The sequence below is a fragment of the Spirosoma pomorum genome (assembly GCF_054776615.1).
In genome coordinates, this window is the sequence record NZ_BAAHBP010000001.1 from 499,496 (window position 1) to 522,561 (window position 23,066).

The following is a 23,066-nucleotide window of genomic DNA, read 5'->3' on the forward strand; positions in this document are numbered from 1 at the left end:
TTAACGATTAATTATCATATAGTGCACAAACCGGCGTCCATCACTTAGCTTGATCACATAGTAGTACGTACCACTTGGTACACCGTTGGCATCTCCTCCTACAACGATACCAGTATTTGGCTTACCATCCCAATCATTCTGGTAATCTTCATTCTTATAGATCATGTGTCCCCAGCGGTTGAATACTTCCAGACTTACCGTGAGGCCGGTTGCTCCCCGTATGACGAACAAATCGTTAATGCCGTCACCATTTGGCGAGAATCCTTCTGGTATAAACAGCGATTGAGCAACGACCTGCAACGTCAACGGCGTTGGCTCGCCTTCGTTACTGTCCGATGGATTACCGTTCCCGTTTAGGTCTGGCTCCAGCCCGTTGGTCGACGTATCACTAATGCGCACGGTTCCTGCTTTCGCCGTTACCCGTACCGTGTTCCAGAACGTAGCGTTGCTGCCATCCGGTACCACGTTTACCGTAAAGAGCAACGTATCAATCTTGCCGGCAGCCAGCGTACTGGTGCTATCGTCAAGCGAGAGACGCGGATCTTCCCGACCGTTGAAGCGTGAGTTAAGTACTAACGCACAACCCGTCGATATCGCTACCGGTGGTCTGGTTACCCGGTAAGTAGCTCCGGTTTGCTGGTTAAATACGTTCCCCAGCGAATCAGTCAGCGTAACATTTCGTAGCGTAACTCCGCTGTAGTTTTTCACAACAACCTGGTACGTTACGTTGTAGCTACCATCAGCCTGCCGGGCAGTATCGCGAACGGCGAGTGCCACCCCAATGCGTGGTAACAGCGATCGGTAGTTCAGCGTAACTGGCGTTGGCGTGCTGTTGTTTCGTGGGTCCAGATCATTGTCAGGGTCAGGATTGGTACCCGACGTCGACACATCCTGAACGACTTCGTTTGTTGGGGTCAGTGCGGTTGCCGTTGCCTGGTTCGTAAAGACCGTCGTATCCGCATTTTTCACGTCAACGCGAACAGTGAACGTCAGTACCCGGCTGGCACCAACGGCCAGCGTACTCATCGAGTCGATCAGCATTTTTGTGGTCAATCCCTGCCCCGTGTAACTTGGATCAACCCGAAGTCCTGAATCACCTTTCACCGCAATCTGATTGTTTACGATCAGTGCACCGCGCCGGAATGTTTGGGACAGGTTATCGACAACCTGTACCTTTTTCAACGGTACGGTACCCATGTTACGTAGATGAATGGTATACGGTACGTCGTAGACGCCCTCGCTACCCGTCACAGCAACTGGCGTGCCAACCGATTTCGCTACGCCCAGTAATCCGCCCGGCAGACTGAACCGAACGGCGGTTGAACTGGCCGTATTCATAATTGGCTCCAGACCGTCATTCGATACATCACGTACCGTCTGACTGCCATTCGCGGTCTTGCCCGTTACCGTAGCACTGGTAAAGAACGGTCCATTATTGCCGTTTGGCAGAATCCGCACGATGAACATGAGCGTGTCCTGTTCACCCGCCGAGAGGTAGCTGGCCGACGTCAGCAAGTTTGGCTGCGAGCTACCGTTGTACGTGCTGTTGCCGACCAGATTGCTTCCTGTTCCAACTTTGGGGACGCCCACTACCGTGAACGACACGGGCGATGCGAACGCTTTTGACAAGCTATCCGTCAGCGTGAGGCCGAAGAGCGAAACATCCCCGACGTTCTTCACTGTTGCCCGGAAGGTGACCAGGTAACTGTTGTCCGACTGTTTCTGATTATTGGTCACCGCCAGCGCTAGAGCAATCGCGGGACCCTTTTGTTGCGATGCGCCTAGCGTAAACGAAGTGTAGCCACTGTTGTTAGTCGGATTTCCATCGTTGTCCGGATCGGTATTGCTACCATTCACCGACTGATCAGATACGGTCGTCAGACTGTTCATCGCGGTCGCCACAGCCATGTTTCGGTACGTCCGGGTTGTGTCACCTTTCAACCGTTTCACCGTTACGTTGAGCGAGAACGTCTGCGAATGACCCGGCAGCAAGTAGCTGGCCGATGTCAGCATACTGGTCGTAGCTGCTCCCGTGTAGGCAGGGTTCACCGTGATCGTCCGGCAGTTGGCTGATGTACAACCAGCAGTTACACTGGTTGACACAACCTGACCAGGTGCAAAGACGCCGGCCAGATTATCCGTTACCTGTACGTTGCGCAAGGTATCGTCACCGAAGTTGGTAACTACGAACCGGTACGTCACTTTCATCAGCGAATCGCCCACCAGCGTTGGGGCGCCAACCACCGCTTTTGCCAGACCAATCAGACTTGGCTTGTATGGCGTCAGGTCGGTCACCGTCACGCTCGATGTGTCGTTGGCGGGATTGCTATCACGCATATCGCAGTACGTAATCTCCGCTTTGTTGACGATCCGGCCCTTTGACAGGATTCGAGCGTTGAACGTAAAGCTCGTTGCCTGTTTTGCTTTCAGACTATCAATCCGTTTGGTGATTACACCGCCCGATATACTGATTCCGCTTTCGGTTACCAGCTCCAATCCTTTCGGCAGCACGTCGCGCACGTCGATATTTTTCGCTGTATGGTTACCGTTATTGACTACCTGGATGGTATAGGTAACGATGTCGCCTTGCTGCACGGCTGTTTTACTCACCGTTTTGGTAACAGCCAGATCGGTCGTCAGCGAATCAGCAGTACAATTGAAAATACTCACCGTCACGGCAACCGGCGCACTCACGCAACCCAGATTCGACCGCGAGACTACGTAGTAAGTACCCGCACCAACCGAGTCCGTCCGGAGAACCAGCGGAGAAGTCGATGTTTTGCCTAACCGGAACTCATACGTATGTCCAACTGCCGTGTACGACAGGGCATCCGTTAGATTTACCGTTGGCGACGGACAGGTATTGCGCAGGTTCTGTACCACTGGAATATCAGCAGGCAGCGCTGCCGTCAGCACTACGTCTTCTGATTTAACCGACGTACAACCAGCCGCGTCAATCAGTTGAACGCTATACGTACCGGTGTTTTTCAGCACAATAGTCTGAGTGGTGGCCTTACTATTCCAGAGATAGCCCGCAGCACCGGCTGGCGCTGTCAGAATCACCGAATCGCCGTAGCAGAAGGTGGTTTTACCAGTCACCGCGATCGTTGGCACCGTTTTAATACCACCAATTGTCAGTACCATATCGTCTTTAGCTACCGGGCAGGCCGCATTATTCAGACTCACCGACAACGTCAGTGTAACCTTACCACTCGTAACGTCTTCGGCACTAGCGGTATAGATTGGATTAGCCGAGAACGGGTTATTGAACGTACCCGTACCGCTCGTCGTCCAGTGAGCCATAGCTCCGGTTCCACCGATAGTACCGTTCAGCTGATAGGTTTTAGCGGCACAGATGGTTGCATCAACACCCGCGTCAGCCGTTGCAGGTTTTGTTGGATCACAGGCAATTGGCGTATCGCATGGCTTGATCAGCACGTGAATCGTCGCGGGTAGGCCAGAACACCCATTGACCGACCGCTCTACGACATAATACGTACCCGTACCTACGGTAGCCGGATTCGCAACTTTCGAATCGGCGCTCAGCGACGCGCTGGTGTAGTACTCAAATACGCCACCAACGGTGCTCACCTTGCTCGTTACGCCCGATGCCAGATCTACTGTTGTTGCGGGACAACTGTTGGTTCGATCAACTACTGTCGGCGTCGATACTTTTGGCTGGACCGTTATCGTGATCGGGTTCGAAGCCTCGCTCTTACAGAATTCGGAGCTGCCGCAACGGGCCGTGTAGGTACCGCTTTTCGCCAGTGAAATTGTAATCGAGTTACCAACCTGATCGTTCGACCAGGTTACGTATGAGCCTGGTCCACAACCCTGCGCTGTCAGCGTAACGGGATCACCAAAGCAGGCCGTAACGCTACTACCGGTACCAGTAGCTCCCGATACCGTGATCGTTGGCGGAGCCGGTGAACCGACTGTAATAGTGCTATATGGTGACCAGCTACCCTCGCAGTCGGCTACCTTGCATCTTACCCGGTATTGCGTTGTTACGTTTGGTTTTACCGTCAATGTATTCCCCGTTGACCCATCCGACCAGACGTAGTTTCCAGCTTCGCAGCCCGTTGCGGTCAAGATCACTGTCTCTCCGGGGCAAACGTTTGGTTTACTCACGGCGAGCGTCGGCATAGCGGCCGTACCCAGAATTACGCCGATGTGTTCTGATTCTTCACTGGTGCAGCCATCGATGGTACAGGTGGCCGTTAACCACAAATCGCTGGTGATGACTTTCGTAATTTTTGCACCAACCGTACCATCCGACCAGGTGACGATGCCACCCGTACAGCCGAGCACTTCGAGCGTTGCGGTATCGCCATAGCATACGGTTAGCGACGAACCAGCCGTGAATTGCGGTGGGTCAACGTGAGTGACCTTCACTGCGGCCCCCGCTACGTCGAGCGCGGCACATAAATTCCGGCTGCTGATCAGCAGTAATACGTCCTGTACTGTTGACAAGCCGGGCCGGATCGCCGACACGTCCAGGTAATTTTTATCCGATGTATTGGCGTTGTACACCAGCGTATGAATCGTGTACCCCGCTGACTGAGCCGGTACAGTAAAGCTTGGTGTCGTACTGGTTTGCTCAACAGTCTTGCCGGCACCTTTCGTCAGTATGTATAATACGGAGTAGCCGGTTGGCAGAACCAGTCCACCGTTCGAGCGGGCCGCTACCGTTGCCGTGTTTGAATCAGCGCAAACGGTTGGGCTCACCGCGATGAGTGTACCGGCACTAACGATGCAATCTGTGTTCGTGTTAACCGTGACCGCCGTTGACTGATCACTCAGGCAAGCTCCTACGCGACACTGGGCGTAATATGTCTGCGTACCGGTTGGCCGCACGACGATGCTGTTGCCCATGTTGTTTCCGTTGATGTCGTTCGCCGACCATAGTACCGTACCGTTACAGCCGGTCGCGGTCAGCGTGACTGTACTGCCCGGCGCGACCGATGTAGCCGAAGCGACAATAGTTGGTGCAGTAACGGGGACCACTGTGACGGTAACCGTACCGGCCGTTGCACTGCGGCAGGCACCTACCTGACAATAGACCGAGTAGGTCGTTGTTGCAGTTGGAGTCACAGTGATCGATGACGTAGTGGCACCCGTATTCCAGACTGGCGTCCCCGCGCAGTTGCCAACGTTCAGCGTTACCGGCTCTTTGCCACAGGTTGTGCTGGTGCTAGCCACAACGGTTGGCGCTGGCAGTGGCGTTACGTTGATGTCGATCACATTCGACCGACCACTACCACACTGCGTACCTACTTTACAAACGGCATAGAACTGGTGATTGGCGGCCGTTGCTGTTACCGACACAACTGGCCCCGTTTGCCCATCCGACCAGATTACCGAACCATTACAGCCCGTTGCCGACAGCGAAACGACTCCTCCATCACAGGTTGTTATTGCTGACGCGGTAATCCGTGGAGCGGTACCCGCTGTATTTACGGTTACCCGAATTCGGTTGGAAACGTCGCTCGTGCAGTTTACCAGCTGACAGGTAGCGAAATACTCTTTCGTTTCTGTCGGCATGAACGTAATGGTGGAGCCGGTTAAGTCCACTCCAGACCACTTCACCGTACCGGTACACCCTTGGGCCGACAACGTAATAGATTCTCCGCTACAGACGAACGTTTTATTCGCGCTGATAATTGGTGCCGATGGTATCAGTACAGTAACGGGCACCGATGGTGATGCTTCGCTCAGGCAGGTGCGAACCCGGCACTGCGCGTTGTAGCTCGTTGTTGCCGTTGGTTTTACGGTAATGCTGTTTCCCGTAGCACCCGTACTCCAGACGACGGTTCCATTGCAACCCGTTGCCGTCAAAACGACCTGACCACCCAGGCAGATGGAATCAACACTGGCGGTTACGGCAGGAATAGCTGGACTTACTACGTTAATAACGACTGGCGCTGAGGCTGGACTGGTACAGGCACCGCTCCGGCAGAAGACCGTGTAGCTGTTGGTACTGCTTGTTGGCCGCACGACCAGACTAGCTCCCGTTTCGCCTGTACTCCAGACTGACGTCCCCACGCAACCACCCGCGGTCAGCGTAACAGATTCACCCGGACAAACCTCCGTTGCCGTGCTGGCAATTGTTGGCGCGACCAGGGTAGGCGTTACGTCTATGGTTTGCGTAGCTGGCTGACTTAAGCAACTCCCGATCCGGCATTGTGCTGTGTACGTTGTCCGTACAGTGGGACTTACATCAATAGACGCACCCGTCTGGCCCGTCGACCATTGAACCGTACCGCTGGCGCAGGCGCTTGCCGTCAGGGTAACAGGCGTACCTGCGCAAACGGTGATCGCACTTGCCGTGATCGTTGGCGTTTGCGGATCGTTGACCTGTATTGTGATCGGGTTCGACGACACACTTACGCACCGATCAACAATACAAGTTGCCGAATAGGTCGTTGTGACTGCTGGAGATACGCTAACGGAAAGGCCTGTTTGACCATCCGACCAGCGGACGGTTCCACCCGTACAACCCGTTGCCTGTAATGTTACCGATGCTCCCCGACAGATTTCGCTGACCGAACTAGCAATGACCGGTGGTTGAACGATACACTGATCAATCAGAATGATTGCCGTTGATGTATCGTTGGTCATTTTCCCAGGATCGTTGTTGTCCCCGTTGATCGTAGCGGTATTACGAAGCGTTCCAGTTGCATTGATCGTCGCTTCGATCAGAATATTCCGGTTCGAACCTGGAGTCAGGGAACCAACCGTCCAGATACCCGTAGCCGGATTATACTCCCCTACTGGTGTCGAGCTCACATACGTCAGCGTGGCTGGTAATACATCGCGTACCGTTACGTTCGTACCGGTGATCGGCCCATTGTTCGAGGCCGTAATCGCATAGGTCACTTTCTGACCCGGCGTGTAAGGGCCTGGTGTTACCACGCGCTTGTTCACTGCCAGATCAGCTCGGCACTGACCAACCGTAATGGTTAGCGATGTACGGCTACTCACGCAATTGTCAGCATTAACAGCCTCGGCTGAGTAAATGATAGCACCGATACCAGCAGGCGTAACAATTAATTTCTCGCCACTTTCCGTTGTCGCAATCAGCTGATTGTTCTGATCGTACCAGTTGATGCGGGCACCCGGCGCAAAACCAATGAGCTTGGTGCTACTACCCTGGCAAACCAACGTATCGTCGCAGGCAACACCAACCGGTGGCACTGGCCGTGGATTAATCTGAGCAATGAGCGAACTGCTGGAAGCCGTACAGTTACCACCCGGATTGTTGGTCGTTGCCGTTAGTAGTACTGTTCCGGCAGCCAGGTCGGCGGCTGATGGCGTATAGATTGTTTCGAGCGCGGTCGTACTGGCAAAAGTACCAGAACCATTGGTCGACCAGGTAACGCTCATTGCCGATCCAGACAGGATTGCCCGCAACGGAATAATGTCTCCGGCGCATACCGCCACACCAGGACCGACGGTTACACCGGCTGTGTTCTGGCAGTTGCAATCAACAATATTCACGGATAAGACCGTCGGAGCACTATAGCAGTCTCCCGACCGGGCGAACAGATAGTAGTTTCCGGTACCAACCGAGGTTAGATTGGTTACCTGCGTACCCGGCACCCGATTGGCACTAGTGTACCATTCGTAGCTCAGCCCCGGTAACTGGTTCGTAATTTGAATGGTCGTCAGGTTGACTGACGTGGCTGGACAGGTATTTTGAGCAGTCCCGGCAATAACTGGTGTGGACAGATCGGCAACCGTTACCGTTACAGGCAAACGCGGACTAGCGCACCCGTCAGCCGTGATCGCTTCGGCATAATAGTTCGTCGTAGCAACGGGAATTACCACGAATGCAACTCCACTAGCGACAGTGTCAACGGCCGTACCACCAGTGGGCGCTAGATACCAGCGAATCGAAGCACCTGGTACCGTTGTCGACGCAATCAGCGATGCCGCATCGCCTTCACAAACGGTTGTGTTCGATGAAACAACCAGATTGAAGTTTGTTGCGCACCGTGGTGCCAGCCCCGCGTCAGCCGTCAGCCGGACTTCACCCGGAGTCAGTACATAAATTGGCGTACGACCAGTTACCGGATCAGCAACGCTGTTAGTCCCATTTGTCCCCTGTCCAGCTAGGGTCAGCTTCAGATTACGCGCGCCCAACCCGGTCGTGTCGAAGACAACGTAATAGGGAGTCCCAGGTATGAGATCAGGGAACAGATACTTCCCATCGTTACCCGTTACCTGGCTCGCGACAGCCGTTGGCTGGCCGTCTATATATAAGGATACACGTACTCCTGACACGCCGGTTTCTGTACCGCCATCCTGGATACCGTTTCCATTGTTATCGTAGAAAACAAAATCCCCTAAACTCGCGACCGGGGCAGCATCCACCTGGATGTTACAACAGTTCGACACGGGGCAGCCATCCATATACAGGACAAACCGGTACGTACCTGGGCTTTTTATCGTCAACGAGAAATCGCTGTTCACCTGAGCCAGATCGGCCGAAACAGCAGTAGTACTGATTGGTGTCTCGTTGCGGTACCAGACGATCTGATTGTAACCAGTCGGAATTGTAACGGTGTATTCTTCCCCGGCATACCAGAGTAGCGGCACCGAAAAACAAACCGAGCTATAATCATCTTCGAGTAAATGCTGATTGTTGGGAGAAGAATCGTAGTCCTGTTGCCCCGCGCTAATAATTTCAGCTTTGCTAAACCAAACACCGCGTTCTTGCACGGTAGCGCTCAACGTCAGTACTGCCGAATCTAACGGAGCAATACTGCTAATTGTCCAGGTGCCTGTAGCGGCATTGAACGATCCTCCACCACGGAGTACATTCGCCGAACCCGGTACGTAGGTAACCCCACCCACCGGTAGTTCACTTTTGACGACCACATTTGTTGCGGCTAAGGATCCTGGCGCGTTAGCAACGACCAGCGTATACGTAACGGCATTACCCAGTGCTGGACTCTGGCTGCTGATGCTCTGCCGGAGACTAAGGTCGATGGTCTGCATCTCCTGCGCCTGTACAGTTGAGAACAAGCCCGTCAGGAAGACCGCCCAGAATGCACAAAAGCCCTGTAGGGCGGGGAACATGGTAACCAGATAAAATAACCGGAGCAATAGCTTATCGGCCAGTGAGGTTTGTCGATTCAATTTTGTCCTGAATCGCCTGAAAAAATTAGCTTGTATTAACTCAGGTAAGCCATTAAAAGACCACTTGCTTTGTAAAGGTGATTCATTCATTGACCGGTTGGATGAACGCGTAATGCATACGGAATTGGAAGAAATAGGATGAGCCTGTAGTGCGGTTGCAGTATTTGTTCCCTGTTCAGCTTCAGTTATACGCTCACCAGTCTCTTCCAAAGTGACATTGGTTAGCGCAGCCATGACCGGTTGAAACGAACTGGAATTTAAAAACGGCAGCAACGACGCGCCCAACTGATAGTCAGGGGCATACGTACCAGGAGCTAGCCGTAACTGGCAGATTATTCGTTGAAAAAAAAACCGTACCCATTGCCAACAGGCTATGAGACGAGAGCTATTTGTACTATATAAAGAATGTAGCGTAGAGCGTACTGCCATCTGGTACTTAGTTTAGGGCGGTATACAATGCGGACTCCCCTCCTACTTAGGAGTAATGAAGCCTGCAGACCCATGATAAGTCGCAGCTTGTTTTTCTAGGAAAGACAAGACGGTGCTAATCAGCCAGAATTCAACGAAAACTATGCCAAACCCCTGTTTTATGAGGTTGGCAGTGCGAAGCCAGAAGGAAAGTACAAGTTATCTATCCCGCGTGGTTAGCCAACGGAGAATCACCCGTACTGGCACGAGCTGCAGCCTGACTGCGAAAATTATGCCAACCAGGATGTAACTACGAAACACGCCTGTATTTATTAGTATACTATATAAATAGCTTTTTCTACGACGGAGGAGCCTAAAAACAACAAAACCGCCCTTGTTAAAAAGGCGGTTTTGGCATTATTAAGAAACCAGTTTCTAACTTAGAAATCGTACCCCAGAGTCAAGTAAGCAATTGGGGAATTGACGACTTTATCTTCAAGGCCCCAGGCGTAATCCAGCTTAACGAAGTAACCGAATAACGTCGTCCGAACGCCGGCTCCATAACCGATCAGGAAGGGATTTTTAAAGTTGGTCACCACAGCCCGGAATGGAATATTACCCCCTCCTACTACTTCAGTATTTAAGCTGTTTTGCTGACTGAACGGTCCCGAACCGGCCCAGGCCGTACCAATATCCGTAAAGGCCACCAATTGTAGATTTCGCAGAAAGTTCGACGTGATGTTTCCTTTGTATAAGTATTGAATGAACGGTAACCGGAGTTCGGCGTTAAACAGCATGTAGCTATTTCCAGTTAGTTTACCCTGCCGGAATCCGCGCAGGGGAGCGGCAAAGTCAAGGAAGAAAACATCCCGGTAATCATACGGAATTTCAGCGGGCACGTCGTTAGGAACCAGCAGTGGGTTCGACGCAACGCGCTCCAGGCGATTAGCGGCAATCCAGTTCTCCATTCCTCCCAGCGTTGCCTTCTTGGGCGCCGGACCGCCTGATTGACTCACGGCAAAACGGGTAGCCAACACCAGGTTGCGATGAATTTTCTGATAATGCCGGATGTCCAGCGAGAGCCGACGGAAGCTTTCCGCCGATGAGCGAATACCGGCGTACTCCTCGAAACGAATTTTCAGCTTCGTACCGATAATTGTATTCAATCCACCTGCTTTCGTGTTATCAAAAACAAATTCGCCCCGCAAGCCTGCATAATCTGAAACCCGGTCGGGTTCGGCCGTGGTCGTCATATCAATCAGTCGGGTGATTGCGTAGAACGGCGAGAGCGAGAAACGGCTATTGACCGATAGCGGATAAGATGCGGTCAGGTCGACTCGATTAAACCGGTATTTCTGAGTCAGGCCAATTCCGTCCGCGAATAGCGTGCGACGCTCAACCCGCGCCCCCACGTCGATCCGGTGTGTATAGTTCATGTACTCCGCGAACAGATTGCTATTGCGAAGCATAGCAGTTGTCGATAGGAAGCCTCCCGCCCGGATCATGTGATTTTCCAGTAGATCTGTCAGCGTTACGTCCTGCGCGTAGCCGAAACCCAACAAGGGGTCGATGCGCCAGTTCGACGTGGCATCGTTTACGCCAAACTGGCCTTTGTAGTTGAAGGGGCCGCGAATGGTGATGTTCTCCCGGCGACGATTGCGGGGCAGCGTCGGCGTCAGATTGGCCGTCGCACCCGTGATCCGCCGTTGCCGGTTCTCGGTTGCTTTAACAACATCCGGATCGAACGTGTAATTATCCGTATCGACCTCGCCCGGTGCCAGAGCCAGTTTACTCCGCATAGAGTCGGGCGTAGCGGGTTTCGGAATGGTATCCGTTTTCGCCACCTGACTTGTAGTATCGACCTTAGCGGCTGGGGCCGTCTGTCCAGCGCGTCCCTTACTCACTACCGCTGACTGGCGCATGACGGCGCTGCGCGGTGTTGGTGTCGTTGCCAATCGTTGGTTCAGATTAAGTTCTGACTTGTAACCAATGTATTCTTCTCCATTCCGCAGGCTGCTGTACACAAAGCCACCATTACCTGGCACCAGATCGTATAGATTGATGCTCTGCTGGAAGGCCGTCACCTGACTGATTGAACCACTTTCGGCGTTGAGACGATACAGATTTCGGATACCACTTACTTCGTTCAGGAAATAAACAGTGTTTTCGCCCGCTGGAATGGGCTGTAATGCGTGCGAGAGCGAGTCGGTCAGACGCTCGACGTTCAGATTGCGGGCGCTACCTTCGTGTGTGAACAGGCTAAGCTGATCGCGAATAGTTTTATACGATCCTTTGTCAACCCCCAGTGTATCCTGCTGTCGGTTCGAGCTAAACACAACTTTCTGCGCATTTCGGCCAACGAACCGTGGGTATACATCGTCGTACAAATCGTTGGTGAGCTGCTGGTATGAACCGCGGTTGATACTGTACAGAAACAGGTCATTCTGCCCCTGCCGATCGGCGCTAAGAATAAGACTACCTCCATCTTCCGAGGCATCCATCCAAACCACCTGCGACAAACCATTCACCTGACGTTTGAACCGTTGCTTTGGTTTTTTCTCGAAGTTGATGAACTGATACAGGTTTGTTTTCCCCAGCTCATTGGTCATGACCAGCAGCTGGTTATCCTTTTGCCAGGCCAGCAGTGGTGTACTTGTCCGGTCGGCCTGCCCATCGAGTCGGTAACCTCCCGATAAGACGCCTATTTTTTTCCGGTTTGACGTATTGACCACCTCTACGCTGAATTTCCCGTCGCGCAAGACCGAGTACGCAAAGAATTGTTTGTCCGGGCTCAATTTCAGACTCGTCAGCACCATTTTCTTGTCGAGCGCTCCTACTTTAATCTGAAAGTCTGGAGCTCCTGCCTGATACGCCTGCGCCACCGTGTTTGCCATACCCGTGTAATAGTCGCGCCATTCCCGCAGAAACCGGGAGTAGGAAATACCAACCGTACTGGAAATACTACGATTTTCGTCGCGTATGATCCGGGTTAGGTTGAGAATGTTGGAAATGTTATCCCGACCGTAACGCTGTACGATGTAGTTCCAGATCGATTGCCCAATCCGTTCCGCTTCGATCCCCGACAGTAATTGTGGTTTCTTCACCGGGTGCGTCAGCGATACGTCGCGCATGTAGTCGTCCAGCTCAATACTGTTGCCGTCAGCAATGTACGCAGCGATACCCGGCATGAACCAGTCAGGGAGCGTGAGCAACAGCGAACTTTGCAGCGCGTCTTTCAGGCTTCCGCCGTAGAGCATGTCGTAGACGAACAGCATCGAAATGTCACGCACGATCTGCCGCCGGAAACTGACCTGATCGCCCGTAAACGCTAGCTCAATGCGGGATTTTGAGAGGTTTACTTCGTTGCTGTTTAAACCTCCCTGGGTCGTCAGACCAATGTTACTCTGCGCCAACTCCTGGGGGGAGTTGTACAAAAAGATTTTTACCCGGTTGTAGGGCGTATAACCCAGCATTTCGGTGATCCGATCAAACTCCGACTCAGCGTACTGCGCTGTCAGGTTCGCGATCTGGCTACCGTTCTGGTTATAATAGATTTCAAAATTCGATGTACGAACAATCTTCCAGTCGAAATTCTTGTACTGAATTCGATTTTTCCCGAATCGTTCGAGCGATGGATAGTTTTGCGCCACGCCCACGCGCATTCCCCCCAGCAACAGGGCCAACAGCAGAAAGTATTTGTTTCGCATAACAATCGGTAATGGTATTTGACCGGTTCGCCGGCACGACTGATGTCAACCCGTAAAACGGCGACGTTTTACCTCAGTTTCAGGCTAAAGTGGACAGTAATTTACGTAACGATACTATAACGAAACACAACGACTAATATTCGCTTCCGAATCTAATTCTTCCCCGTCTAATAAATGACGGGCAAATTGCTCGGCCAGGTAGGGTGCCAGCGATACCCCTTTGGTACCCATACCCCCGAAAATACCCGCTACCGGCTTCCCCTGATGAAGTCCGACGAAGGGCCGCCGGTCTTTGGTCGAGGGTCGAATTCCAGCCTGTTGATTCACAATTTCATACGGTGTTTTTAGAACGGCCCGCACTTTGGCTTCCAGATACTCGCGTCCGTCGTCGCTGATTTGCCAGTCGATGTCGTGCCAGCTATACGTAGCGCCAATCCGGATTAAACCGGGTCGAACGGGCAAAATAAACACCCCCTGATTAACGATGTCGGGAATAGAATAACCTTCAACCAGTGCCGTCAGTATCTGACCTTTTACGGGGTTGAACGGCAACCAGTTGAATAGCGGATTTTGTTGCGCCTGCACACCATCGCAGAAGATAACCCGGTTGAACGTAATTCCTTTCCAGGCCGCCGACGTATCGCCGATGACCAGCTCATTCTGCTCCACCCGCCCCTCGTAATACTGATTCTTTTGGATGAAATAGCCTTTGATCAGGCGGACAAACTCGTTCAGATCGACCCAGCCCGCCTGAGCGACCCTGAGCCCCCCAAACGGGTTGTTGATCCACTGGCTGTAGGCTTTGTCTTCCTTCGACTCTGTTACGTAAGGACGCACTGCCGGATCAGCCGTAAGTTCTTGATACGTCTCTCGTTCTTCTTCGGAGCGAAAGGGTCGGTAAATGGTTTTGGCGTTAAAAAACTGTACTCCCAGTTGCTGTTCGATGGAGCGGTAAAACTGGTACAGAAACGGAAATAATTCGTCGGCTTTCCAGGTACGGACTAGTTTGCGACCCGTCAGGGGGTTAACGATGCCCGCAGCCACGGCCGAAGCCGAAGGTAGGCCAGGATCATCAGCCAGGATTACTGAGCAACCTCGCTGGTCGAGCGTCCAGGCCAGCACTGATCCGGCGATCCCCTGGCCTACAATGAGAAAATCGGCGTTCATGCCTTCTTTGTTTGCCTATCCGATAACCGATGGATTTCGGCGAGTCGGCGATCGGCCCGCTCGATAACCCAGTCGACCTGCTCTTCGATGGTCATGTGCGACGTATCGAGCAACTCCGCATCGGGTGCCTGAACGAGCGGACTTTCGGCACGGGTCGTATCGATTTTGTCGCGCTTCTCCAGGTTTTGGATGATCTCATCCAGATTAATCATTTCTCCTTTTTCAAGCAGCTCCTGCTGCCGACGCCGGGCGCGCGTGTACGTATCAGCCGTCATAAAGACTTTCACCTCGGCGTCAGGAAATACTTTCGTCCCAATATCACGCCCATCCATGACAACACCCCGCCGACGGCCCATTTTCTGCTGCTGCGCTACCATGGCCCAACGCACTTCCGGAATGGCACTAACCTCGCTGACGACGTTGGAAATGTACATTTTCCGAATTTCCTCTTCAACGTTCAATCCGTTCAGGCAGGTTTCGTTTTTGCCCGTGCGTTTGTTGTGATTGAAGGTGATATGAATTTCGTCCAGCGCAGTCAGTACTTCCCGCTGATTGGATAATGAAATGCGTTCACGGGTGAAATACAGGCTAACGGCGCGGTACATGGCACCAGTATCAATGTAACCGTATCCCATGCGGGCGGCCACGGCCTTAGCGGTCGTACTTTTACCGCAGCTGGAGTAGCCATCAATGGCAATAACTATCTTGGGCATGAAATTTAGTCCGTCAGTGCGGCAAATTTTTGACAAAATAACCACAAAATGAGCCAGGGTCCGCCAACAAGTACTTGTTGCTATACAATAGGAGCCAGCATCTTACTCATTGCCAGTGCATTCTTCACGAAGAATTGCGAAGATATGCTCATCCATAAACTTATTGTTTTTCGTAGCAGCCTGCCGTAATACCGCTTCGTGACGGTAGCCCGCCGATTGCAGAACGTGCATCGATCCCACGTTTCCGGCCAGCACGCAGGCAAATACCCGGTTGACCTGAAACTGATCGAAAATATAGCGGGTCACGAGTGGTACGGCTTCACTCATGATTCCCCGACCCCAGTAATCTTCGCTCAACCAGTAACCAATCTCGGCGTTGAACCGGTAAATATCATCTTTAACCGTAAACCCTATGTTGCCAACTGCCTGTCCATCAATTTCAACAGCGAAGTTGGTTGGCTGGTGGTAGGATTTGTTGGAACGGACCCAGGAATGTGCATCCCGGGGCGTATAAGGATACGGGAAAAAGTCGCGGACGTTGTTCCAGATGTGTCGATTACTGGCGTGTCTGGACAATGAATCCTCGTCGCCCTCACGCCAGGGACGGAGTCGGCCAGAAGAAAGTGCAAACGTGATCAACGTAGTTGTCAAAGGGAGCGTAGAAGTAGTAGGGTATCAGAATAGTAACCAAGATTGAGGTCAAATGTTGATAGGTAACCAGACAAGATAATTTATAGCCCTCACCTACGATTCCGTTTTACCGAACAGTCCCTCAGCAGCCACTTCTGAATGAAGCCAATTCATCCCCTGATTTACTTTGTTCATCACGGATACGGGTAGGTTTACGCTCGTTTTATGGTCCAGGGTAATGCATTCAGCTAAGTTTGAGACTATAATCTCTTTTGGCTTAATTAACTCTTGGTTATGAGTTACTTATCTGACCTCCTTCTGCTTCTTTTCATCATCAACCTGGGCACCTCATTTGGTGCTGGTTTGTATGAAACGAAAATCATTCTGCCGCGCTGGTTCTCCAAATCAGCTATGTCGGGATACGCTATCCATACGGATGTAATGCAGCAAACCGACGTAGGACGTAGCTTCTGGGCGTTTGTGACAACCGGACCGCTTACGCTGCTTACACTGGCCAATCTGGCCGTAGCCTTGCAGGCTACAGCCCCCCGGCACGACTGGTGGCTTGCGACTGCGCTGGTTACACTTGTCGAACGGATTAGCACGTTCGTTTTCTTTATCCCGAACGCTATTCGCTTTCAAAACGCCAACACCCAGCCGCTCATCAACGCAGATCGGAAAGTGCGGACCTGGATTCGTTTAAATTACGTTCGCCTGGCGCTTACGCTGCTTGCCTGGTTATTAGCCCTGAAAACGCTCATGGTGTAACCGAATGCTGGCTGTTACTTCGCGGCAGCAGTCTCAACTTTGATTACTTTACCCAGGCTTTTGGCGTAGGCAATGCGATTTTCGGACGTACCACTAGCAGGGTACGAAAAGCAAACGACTCCGGAGTCAGCCTGTACTGTTTTCCAGGCAGTTTTCAATGAATCGGGTGTTGACGATGAGGTTAGTGCTACAGCGCTGGCTGGCGCGAAATGTTCATCGCGAAAAAACGCTCGTAGCCGTTTGGTCACCATCTCTTCGTCCTGATCGGGATTAACAGGGCCATCGTGCGTTACCAGATTACTTGCTGGAAACATGGTGGAATAGATATCTTTCCCCGTATGGTTTTTGATCTGCAAGTAGACCTCCCCCGTCAGAATCGATTCTCCGTTCAGGGAAACGGTCATCGTGTCGGCTAGCTTTGCGTCCGAGAAAGGCCGTACGGCCGTATTGATGTATAAAGGTGCGCCTGCTGCCTGGCTTCCTTCGCCCGATTGCTTGGTACGGTTACAAGCCATTAAACAAACAGCCAGGGCGGCTCCAATTGCTAGTTTGATAGTCATTTCTATAATCAGCATTTGTAAAAAGAATACGCCTGAGTGGGTTGGCCAGATTTACGTCAACATCACCAGCAGGCTGCGTGCCCCGTGGGCTCCTACCACCAACGACTGTTCGATATCGGCGGTTTTGGATGGTCCCGCAATAAATACACCGTAGGATAGCGACTCCCGGTCGATACGTTGATAGGCCACGTGCATGTTCGGCACGAGTTGGTCTTTCGCTACTACCAACACCAGGTGCTGGGTAATAAACGGCAAAGCCCGGTGCAGCATGTTAGCTTCGGGGAGCCAGATCGCAGCATTCTCGGCTACCGCAAATTCCCCTGCCAGCACGGCCAAATCGATCTGTTCGAGTACAGCCTTGTCCGTTTCGGCATTGATTGGCGTCAGATCAATCTCCGGTAGCGTCAATGATGACGCAATCCGTTTGGCTTCGGGAAACGTCTGCCGAATCAAATCGCTCAATGACGTATCGGCACTCAGTTCCAGTAATGTTCCCCCGACGAAGGCGAGCGCTTTCTGGAACCGATCCAGTAAATCATCCTCTTCGCGGACAAAGGTAGGCACTTCCGGGAGTGGCTGTAGATCGGGTTTGTTTTGTCGCGCCCGACTAAGAATTTGATCGCGGCTAGTCATGTCTATGTATTCCGTTTGGAGAGCCAATACTACAAAATAACTTCATCCGAATCTGCCACCGGTTCACTCCTCGTTTGGAGGAGTTGGTCAGAAAAGGGAGTTGTTCTCTTCTGATCGCAGTTAGTTTTGTTTCGATCGCGTTGGTTGACACCAGGTAGTGAGCGGTCAATCAACGATCTACATTCGAAAATACGCTAGATTTAAATCGACTGATCACCAGGTTATCATGCTAGGCAAGGTACTCGGTACGTAAGTGGTTGTGAATCGAAGTGGCAACAGCTCAATTTTATTGAAATTTATGACCCGCGAACAATTAATTGGCACCATTTCCCGCAACGGTCGGCGCATCAGCATGCGCGCTTCGGATCTGTCTGATTTTGATTTCAGCGGACTCGACCTAACGAATGCCGACCTGAGTTTCTCGAATCTATCGCGGGCCAATTTCCGCGGAGCCATTCTGCGGGAAGCCAATCTAAGCTTTTCAGAGCTGAAAGGCGCCGACTTCACGGATGCAGATTTGTACGAGGCTAACTTCAGCTTTTCTGGTCTGCGCAACGTAAATCTGGCCGGTGCCAATGTCGAAGGTGCCCGGTTCAACTTTTCCGGACGTAGTGACTACAAACCGGAAGCGCCCGTCCGACCCGAGCCAATTACGCTCACGTCTGTTCTGCAAAAGCCCGGCTGGGGCACGCTCATCGGGGCCATACTCGGCGCTTTGCTGGTGTATGGGTGCAGCGGCATCATTTACTTCACCAATCTGATCCTGACTGCCCAGGACCGTACGGTTGCGGGATTGTATCGGTTCATCATCATTCAGAACTGCGTCGATGGTATATTGTGCTTTCTGATTACCTGGTCTCTGTCCGGCTGGCTTACACAACGGTTTTCAACGGTCTGGAAGCGCCATGTCATCGTCAGCATGGCCGTTTTGGTCAACTTTTCCGTCGTCAATCTGATTCTCTTTTTTTTCCTGGGCAGATCCTTCGTCGAACAGCTGGCCCAACGGCCAGATTATATGGATGACAGTGCCCCCTGGCCCCTGTATGGGCTTGGTAACATTGTGATTGCTAACGTCTTTCTCTACGTCTTGCAACAGGGGCGCCAGCTTACGCGTAAGCTCTCAGATCAGGAGTATCAACTGCTTAACCTGGAGAAGCTGAAAACCCGTGCGGAGCTTGATGCGTTGCAGGCAAAGATTAACCCTCATTTCCTTTATAATTCGCTTAATAGCATTGCCAGTCTGGTCCACGAAGATCCGGACAAGGCCGAAGAAATGACACTGCTCCTGTCGAAGCTTTTCCGCTACTCAACCGGACGTAACGGCGACTTATTTGCGACGCTTACCGACGAATTGGAAATGGTCCGTACCTACTTACAGGTCGAGCAGGTGCGCTTCGGTAACCGGCTGGTGTTCAGCGTTGAGGTCAGCGACCCTACGCTAAATAATCTAAAGTTGCCACAGTTTCTTCTTCAGCCTATCGTCGAGAACGCGATCAAGCATGGCATCGCGAAACGAGCCGACGCGGGTCGTATTGACATTCGGATTTATGATAAGAATGACGAGTTATATCTGTGCGTCCATGACAATGGCCCCGCGTTTCCCGACGACATGGGCGGGGGCTATGGCCTACGTAGCATTCAGGATAAGCTCAAACTGTTATACGGCGACGACGCCCGGATTGAGCTTCAGAACTGGCCGATCAAACAGGTTCTTTTGTCTATTCGACTGGATAAAATTCGCACGAATACGTCTATACCCTTTTCCGCTGTTTAATTAAGCTACGTTATGCAATTCCCCCTTAAAACAATTCTCATTGATGATGAGCCCTTAGCGATCAGCCGGTTACGGCGCTTACTGGCTAAGCATGCTGACACGTTTGACATAGTTGGCGAAGCGGCCAACGGCGCCGAGGGCCTAACGCTCGTGGAAGCCCAGCAGCCCGATCTGATTTTTCTGGACATCGAAATGCCGCTCCTAAACGGATTTGAGATGCTGTCGCGCCTGACGATTATGCCGCTGGTTGTTTTTGCCACGGCCTTCGATCAATACGCCATTCGCGCTTTCGAGGAAAACTCCGTCGACTATCTACTTAAACCTATTGAAGCTGACCGCCTGACCCGAACCGTCCAGAAGATAAGAACCCTAGTCGAACGTAACGACCATGCTCCAGCGGGCACCTCCGTATCGACGGAGAACGTCATGCGGTTACTCGCGCAGATGCAGCCGAAGAAAGAAATCTACTCCATCTCCGTAAAAACTGGCGATAAAATCCGGTTGGTTCCCCTTTCTGACATCGCTTACTTTGAAGCGGAAGACAAATATGTTTTTCTGGCCACGCTGGATGGGCAGAAATTTCTGACGAACTATACGCTCACAACACTAGCCGAGAAACTCCCCGACACGTTTACGCGTGTTAGCCGATCAATCATGGTTAATCGCCATAAGATCAGCGAAGTTCACAAGCATTTTGACGGTAAATTTCAGCTGGTGATGACCGACAAGAAAAACAGCCGCCTGACTACGGGTAGCACCTACAGCGATACGGTTCGCCAGCTTCTCGAACTCTGATGATTCGCGTGTAGATACCAATCCTAGCTCTTCCCCGTCAGAAAGCACGTTACGTATCTGGGGAAAGGCCGTATTTTTGCCGGAAACGTTTCTGGTCATGAGCAAGAAAAAATTCAGCGGTATTGTTTACTCAACAGATCCCGACTTTAATTACCAATCCGATGAGCAGGCCGAAGCGGTAACGCTCGCGCCAGCGCAGCAACAGCTGAAAATATGGCTGGTAAAGCTAGGAGGTAACAAAGTCGTTACGGCCGTACGGGACTTCATCGGTACAGAGGCCGACCTGGCAGATCTGGGAAAACAACTAAAAGCCGCCTGCGGGGCAGGCGGCTCGGTAAAAGACAAGGAAATATTGATCCAGGGTGACCACCGTGATAAGGTACTGGCGTGGCTTACGGGCAAAGGATACAAAGCGAAGAAAGCAGGAGGGTGATCGTTACTGAATCCCTCCCATCCACTTGCGCAATGGCTTAACGAATAGCAGCATCAGAACACCAGCTCCCAGCGAGAAGATGGCCACGCTTTGAAAGAGAGAGGGCATTTGCGCTATGTTTTCTTCGTCAAAGCCACCCGCAAATAAGCCGGCAACCAAGTTACCCAACGATGAGCCCACAAACCAGATGCCCATCAGCTGACTGGCGTACCGTTTTGGGGCCAGCTTGGTAAACGAACTCAACCCAACCGGGCTCAGAAATAACTCGCCGAGGGTAAAGAGTAGATACGTAAAGACCAGATACAACGGCGAGGTACGCGTCCCCGTTACCGCCAGTTCCGACGCGAAGATCATCACGACGTAGGCCATACCCAGCAGCAACAGGCTCGTTGCCATTTTAGCAGGCACGGAATAATTGATGTTTCGATTCGCCAGGAAAATCCACAAGCCAGCCAGCACTGGTGAAAACAGGAGAATGAAACCAGAATTCAGATTCTGAAACCAACTGGATGGAATCTGCCAGCCGAAGAATTCCAGGTCGGTGTGTCGGTCCGCAAAGATTTGCAGCGACGATCCCTGCTGCTCGTTACCAGCCCAGTATACAGCCGCAGCCAGGAAGAAAATGAACAGGACAGCAACGCGTTTCGTCTCGACCTGGTCCAGACCACCCGCCAGTAAGATATACGCAAAATAGCCCAGCGCCGTCAGCGAAATGATAGCGCCCATTGCTTGCGCCAGGCCCTGTGCCGTTGTCAGGTCAAGTACACCGGTTAGTTGCAACACCACGAGTATAGCCACGACAGCGCCCATAAATCCAATCAGGGTTTTACTGCCGCCGGATGTTGTAGCCTCGCTGGTTTCATCTTTTCGGGGCTCGTTCCCGTACTGACTTAAATACCGTTGCCCCAGGGTACGGAACGTGATTATTCCTAATCCCATACCAACCGCAGCTGCGCCGAAGCCGTAGTGCCAGCCAATCTTCTGGCCCAGATAGCCAACAATGGTAATGCCCAGTAACGAGCCCAGGTTGATACCCATGTAGAAGATCGAGAATCCCGCATCCCGGCGTGCGCCCCCTTCGGGATATAGTTCACCAACGATGGTACTGATGTTTGGCTTGAGTAGGCCGGTCCCCATGGCGACTACGGCTAACCCCAGGTAAAAAACGATTTTGTCGGAGGGAAAAGAGAGGATTATATGGCCCAGCATGATAATCAGCCCGCCGTACCAGATGGATTTACGCTGACCAAGCAGGTTATCGGCAATCCAGCCGCCGGGCAACGAAAGTAAATAGACTGACGCGGTATAAATGCCGTAGATAGCCGCTCCCTCGCTGGTTGTCATCCCCATCCCACCCCGGACGTTATCAATTAAAAACAGTAACAGGATGGCCCGCATACCGTAATAACTAAACCGTTCCCACATCTCGGTAAAAAACAGTACATACAGGCCGGTTGGATGGCCAGAGCGGGTACTCGGTTTATCAATAGCAGCTTCCATGAATGTCAGTTAAGTGGTCAGTTGACGAAATAATGTATAGTACTAACAAGGAAAATAGTTGTAAATATACCGACGTCGGTCGACACCAACAACTAATTTGCAACCCCAACTATGGCCCCTTATGCTCTTACCCGTTGATTTTCAGAACAATCGTTTTCTTATCCTCGACTTCTCCGCGGCCAATCCAGACCTGCTGATGCTCGACCTGACGAATACCGAGTCATTCACGAATTACGTGTTCGGGCAATTGAACGAAGCCAACGCGGTTGCTGGTGTAGGCGGGTATAATGAGCACCGCATCATTTACCGACGCAGTGCCCATTTTCAGCAGGAGCCAACCGACCCACGGGAAATTCACTTGGGGATTGATCTCTGGATCGACGCGGGCACGCCCGTTTTTGCTCCGCTGGCCGGCGTCGTTCACAGCTTTCAGGACAACGCCGGTTTCGGTGATTACGGCCCGACCATTATTCTCGAACATGAGGTCGATGGGAAACCACTGTACAGCCTATACGGTCATTTGACGCGCCGGTCGCTAGACGGGTTATACGAAGGAAAAACCGTTCAGGCAGGCGAGAAAATAGCCGAAATCGGTCCTTATCCCGAAAACGGCGACTGGCCACCTCATCTCCATTTTCAACTCATGACCGACATGCTTGGACGTAAAGGCGATTTTCCGGGTGTGTGCTCCGTCACCGATCGGGAGCAATTCCTGGCCATTTGCCCCAACCCGAATGTACTGCTCTCCATTCCAGGGCTCTCGTGAGTTGTTTCAGTTACAGGATTATTTTTCTTTTCAAACTTTCAAAATATTTTGAAAGTTTGAAAAGAAAG

13 protein-coding genes are annotated in these 23,066 nt (G+C 52.0%); 5 read left to right on the top strand and 8 right to left on the bottom strand.

Features of this window, described 5'->3' with window-relative positions:
• The 5 genes from ACYVAD_RS02060 to ACYVAD_RS02080 all read right to left on the bottom strand — a co-directional run bounded on the left by ACYVAD_RS02060 (nt 1) and on the right by ACYVAD_RS02080 (nt 15,790).
• Entirely contained in the window at nt 1–9,144 is a 9,144-nt protein-coding gene (locus ACYVAD_RS02060; RefSeq protein WP_461137802.1) for an Ig-like domain-containing protein, read from the bottom strand.
• 848 nt (nt 9,145–9,992) lie between these two features.
• Nucleotides 9,993–13,259 (bottom strand): hypothetical protein, encoded by a 3,267-nt coding sequence (locus tag ACYVAD_RS02065; protein ID WP_461137803.1) that lies wholly within the window; start codon nt 13,257–13,259, stop codon nt 9,993–9,995.
• Between the two features lie 114 nt (nt 13,260–13,373).
• Nucleotides 13,374–14,426 carry an NAD(P)/FAD-dependent oxidoreductase gene (locus ACYVAD_RS02070; protein ID WP_461137804.1) on the bottom strand — a complete coding sequence of 351 codons (1,053 nt, stop codon included), beginning with the start codon at nt 14,424–14,426 and terminating at the stop codon, nt 13,374–13,376.
• Nucleotides 14,423–15,139, bottom strand: a complete 717-nt coding sequence (gene cmk, locus ACYVAD_RS02075; protein WP_461137805.1) for a (d)CMP kinase — start codon at nt 15,137–15,139, stop codon at nt 14,423–14,425. Before cmk ends, ACYVAD_RS02070 begins: the two co-directional genes overlap by 4 nt.
• Before the next feature lie 102 nt (nt 15,140–15,241).
• Nucleotides 15,242–15,790: a GNAT family N-acetyltransferase gene (locus ACYVAD_RS02080; protein WP_461137806.1), complete on the bottom strand. Its 549-nt coding sequence runs from the start codon at nt 15,788–15,790 to the stop codon at nt 15,242–15,244.
• Between the two features lie 273 nt (nt 15,791–16,063).
• Here ACYVAD_RS02080 and ACYVAD_RS02085 point away from each other — a divergent pair, with 273 nt between their 5' ends.
• On the top strand, nt 16,064–16,537 hold the full coding sequence (locus ACYVAD_RS02085) for a DUF1772 domain-containing protein (RefSeq protein ID WP_461137807.1): 474 nt from the start codon (nt 16,064–16,066) through the stop codon (nt 16,535–16,537).
• Nucleotides 16,538–16,551: 14 nt separating this feature from the next.
• On the opposite strand, the gene ACYVAD_RS02090 is transcribed toward ACYVAD_RS02085, so the two are convergent.
• Together ACYVAD_RS02090 and ACYVAD_RS02095 are read right to left on the bottom strand one after the other, a co-directional pair.
• On the bottom strand, nt 16,552–17,097 hold the full coding sequence (locus ACYVAD_RS02090) for a hypothetical protein (RefSeq protein WP_461137808.1): 546 nt from the start codon (nt 17,095–17,097) through the stop codon (nt 16,552–16,554).
• Between the two features lie 51 nt (nt 17,098–17,148).
• Nucleotides 17,149–17,730 carry a LutC/YkgG family protein gene (locus ACYVAD_RS02095; protein WP_461137809.1) on the bottom strand — a complete coding sequence of 194 codons (582 nt, stop codon included), beginning with the start codon at nt 17,728–17,730 and terminating at the stop codon, nt 17,149–17,151.
• 298 nt (nt 17,731–18,028) lie between these two features.
• Between ACYVAD_RS02095 and ACYVAD_RS02100 the strand changes: the two genes are divergently transcribed.
• From ACYVAD_RS02100 to ACYVAD_RS02110, 3 genes are all read left to right on the top strand, one after another.
• A complete protein-coding gene (locus ACYVAD_RS02100; RefSeq protein ID WP_461137810.1) occupies nt 18,029–19,504 on the top strand; it encodes a histidine kinase in 1,476 nt (491 codons plus the stop codon).
• 12 nt (nt 19,505–19,516) lie between these two features.
• Nucleotides 19,517–20,299 (top strand): LytR/AlgR family response regulator transcription factor, encoded by a 783-nt coding sequence (locus ACYVAD_RS02105; RefSeq protein ID WP_461137811.1) that lies wholly within the window; start codon nt 19,517–19,519, stop codon nt 20,297–20,299.
• 97 nt (nt 20,300–20,396) lie between these two features.
• On the top strand, nt 20,397–20,732 hold the full coding sequence (locus ACYVAD_RS02110) for a translation initiation factor (protein WP_461137812.1): 336 nt from the start codon (nt 20,397–20,399) through the stop codon (nt 20,730–20,732).
• 3 nt (nt 20,733–20,735) lie between these two features.
• Here the strand turns inward: ACYVAD_RS02110 and ACYVAD_RS02115 are convergent, their stop codons facing one another.
• Nucleotides 20,736–22,232, bottom strand: a complete 1,497-nt coding sequence (locus ACYVAD_RS02115; RefSeq protein ID WP_461137813.1) for a peptide MFS transporter — start codon at nt 22,230–22,232, stop codon at nt 20,736–20,738.
• Nucleotides 22,233–22,353: 121 nt separating this feature from the next.
• Here ACYVAD_RS02115 and ACYVAD_RS02120 point away from each other — a divergent pair, with 121 nt between their 5' ends.
• Entirely contained in the window at nt 22,354–22,998 is a 645-nt protein-coding gene (locus ACYVAD_RS02120) for a peptidoglycan DD-metalloendopeptidase family protein (protein ID WP_461137814.1), read from the top strand.
• Nucleotides 22,999–23,066: the final 68 nt, after the last annotated feature.

Coding starts and splice junctions, on each gene's coding strand:
- ACYVAD_RS02065 (WP_461137803.1), bottom strand. CDS start 13,259: ATGCGAAACAAATACTTTCTGCTGTTGGCCCTGTTGCTGGGGGGAATG.
- ACYVAD_RS02070 (WP_461137804.1), bottom strand. CDS start 14,426: ATGAACGCCGATTTTCTCATTGTAGGCCAGGGGATCGCCGGATCAGTG.
- cmk (WP_461137805.1), bottom strand. CDS start 15,139: ATGCCCAAGATAGTTATTGCCATTGATGGCTACTCCAGCTGCGGTAAA.
- ACYVAD_RS02085 (WP_461137807.1), top strand. CDS start 16,064: ATGAGTTACTTATCTGACCTCCTTCTGCTTCTTTTCATCATCAACCTG.
- ACYVAD_RS02090 (WP_461137808.1), bottom strand. CDS start 17,097: ATGACTATCAAACTAGCAATTGGAGCCGCCCTGGCTGTTTGTTTAATG.
- ACYVAD_RS02095 (WP_461137809.1), bottom strand. CDS start 17,730: ATGACTAGCCGCGATCAAATTCTTAGTCGGGCGCGACAAAACAAACCC.
- ACYVAD_RS02100 (WP_461137810.1), top strand. CDS start 18,029: ATGACCCGCGAACAATTAATTGGCACCATTTCCCGCAACGGTCGGCGC.
- ACYVAD_RS02105 (WP_461137811.1), top strand. CDS start 19,517: ATGCAATTCCCCCTTAAAACAATTCTCATTGATGATGAGCCCTTAGCG.
- ACYVAD_RS02110 (WP_461137812.1), top strand. CDS start 20,397: ATGAGCAAGAAAAAATTCAGCGGTATTGTTTACTCAACAGATCCCGAC.
- ACYVAD_RS02115 (WP_461137813.1), bottom strand. CDS start 22,232: ATGGAAGCTGCTATTGATAAACCGAGTACCCGCTCTGGCCATCCAACC.
- ACYVAD_RS02120 (WP_461137814.1), top strand. CDS start 22,354: ATGCTCTTACCCGTTGATTTTCAGAACAATCGTTTTCTTATCCTCGAC.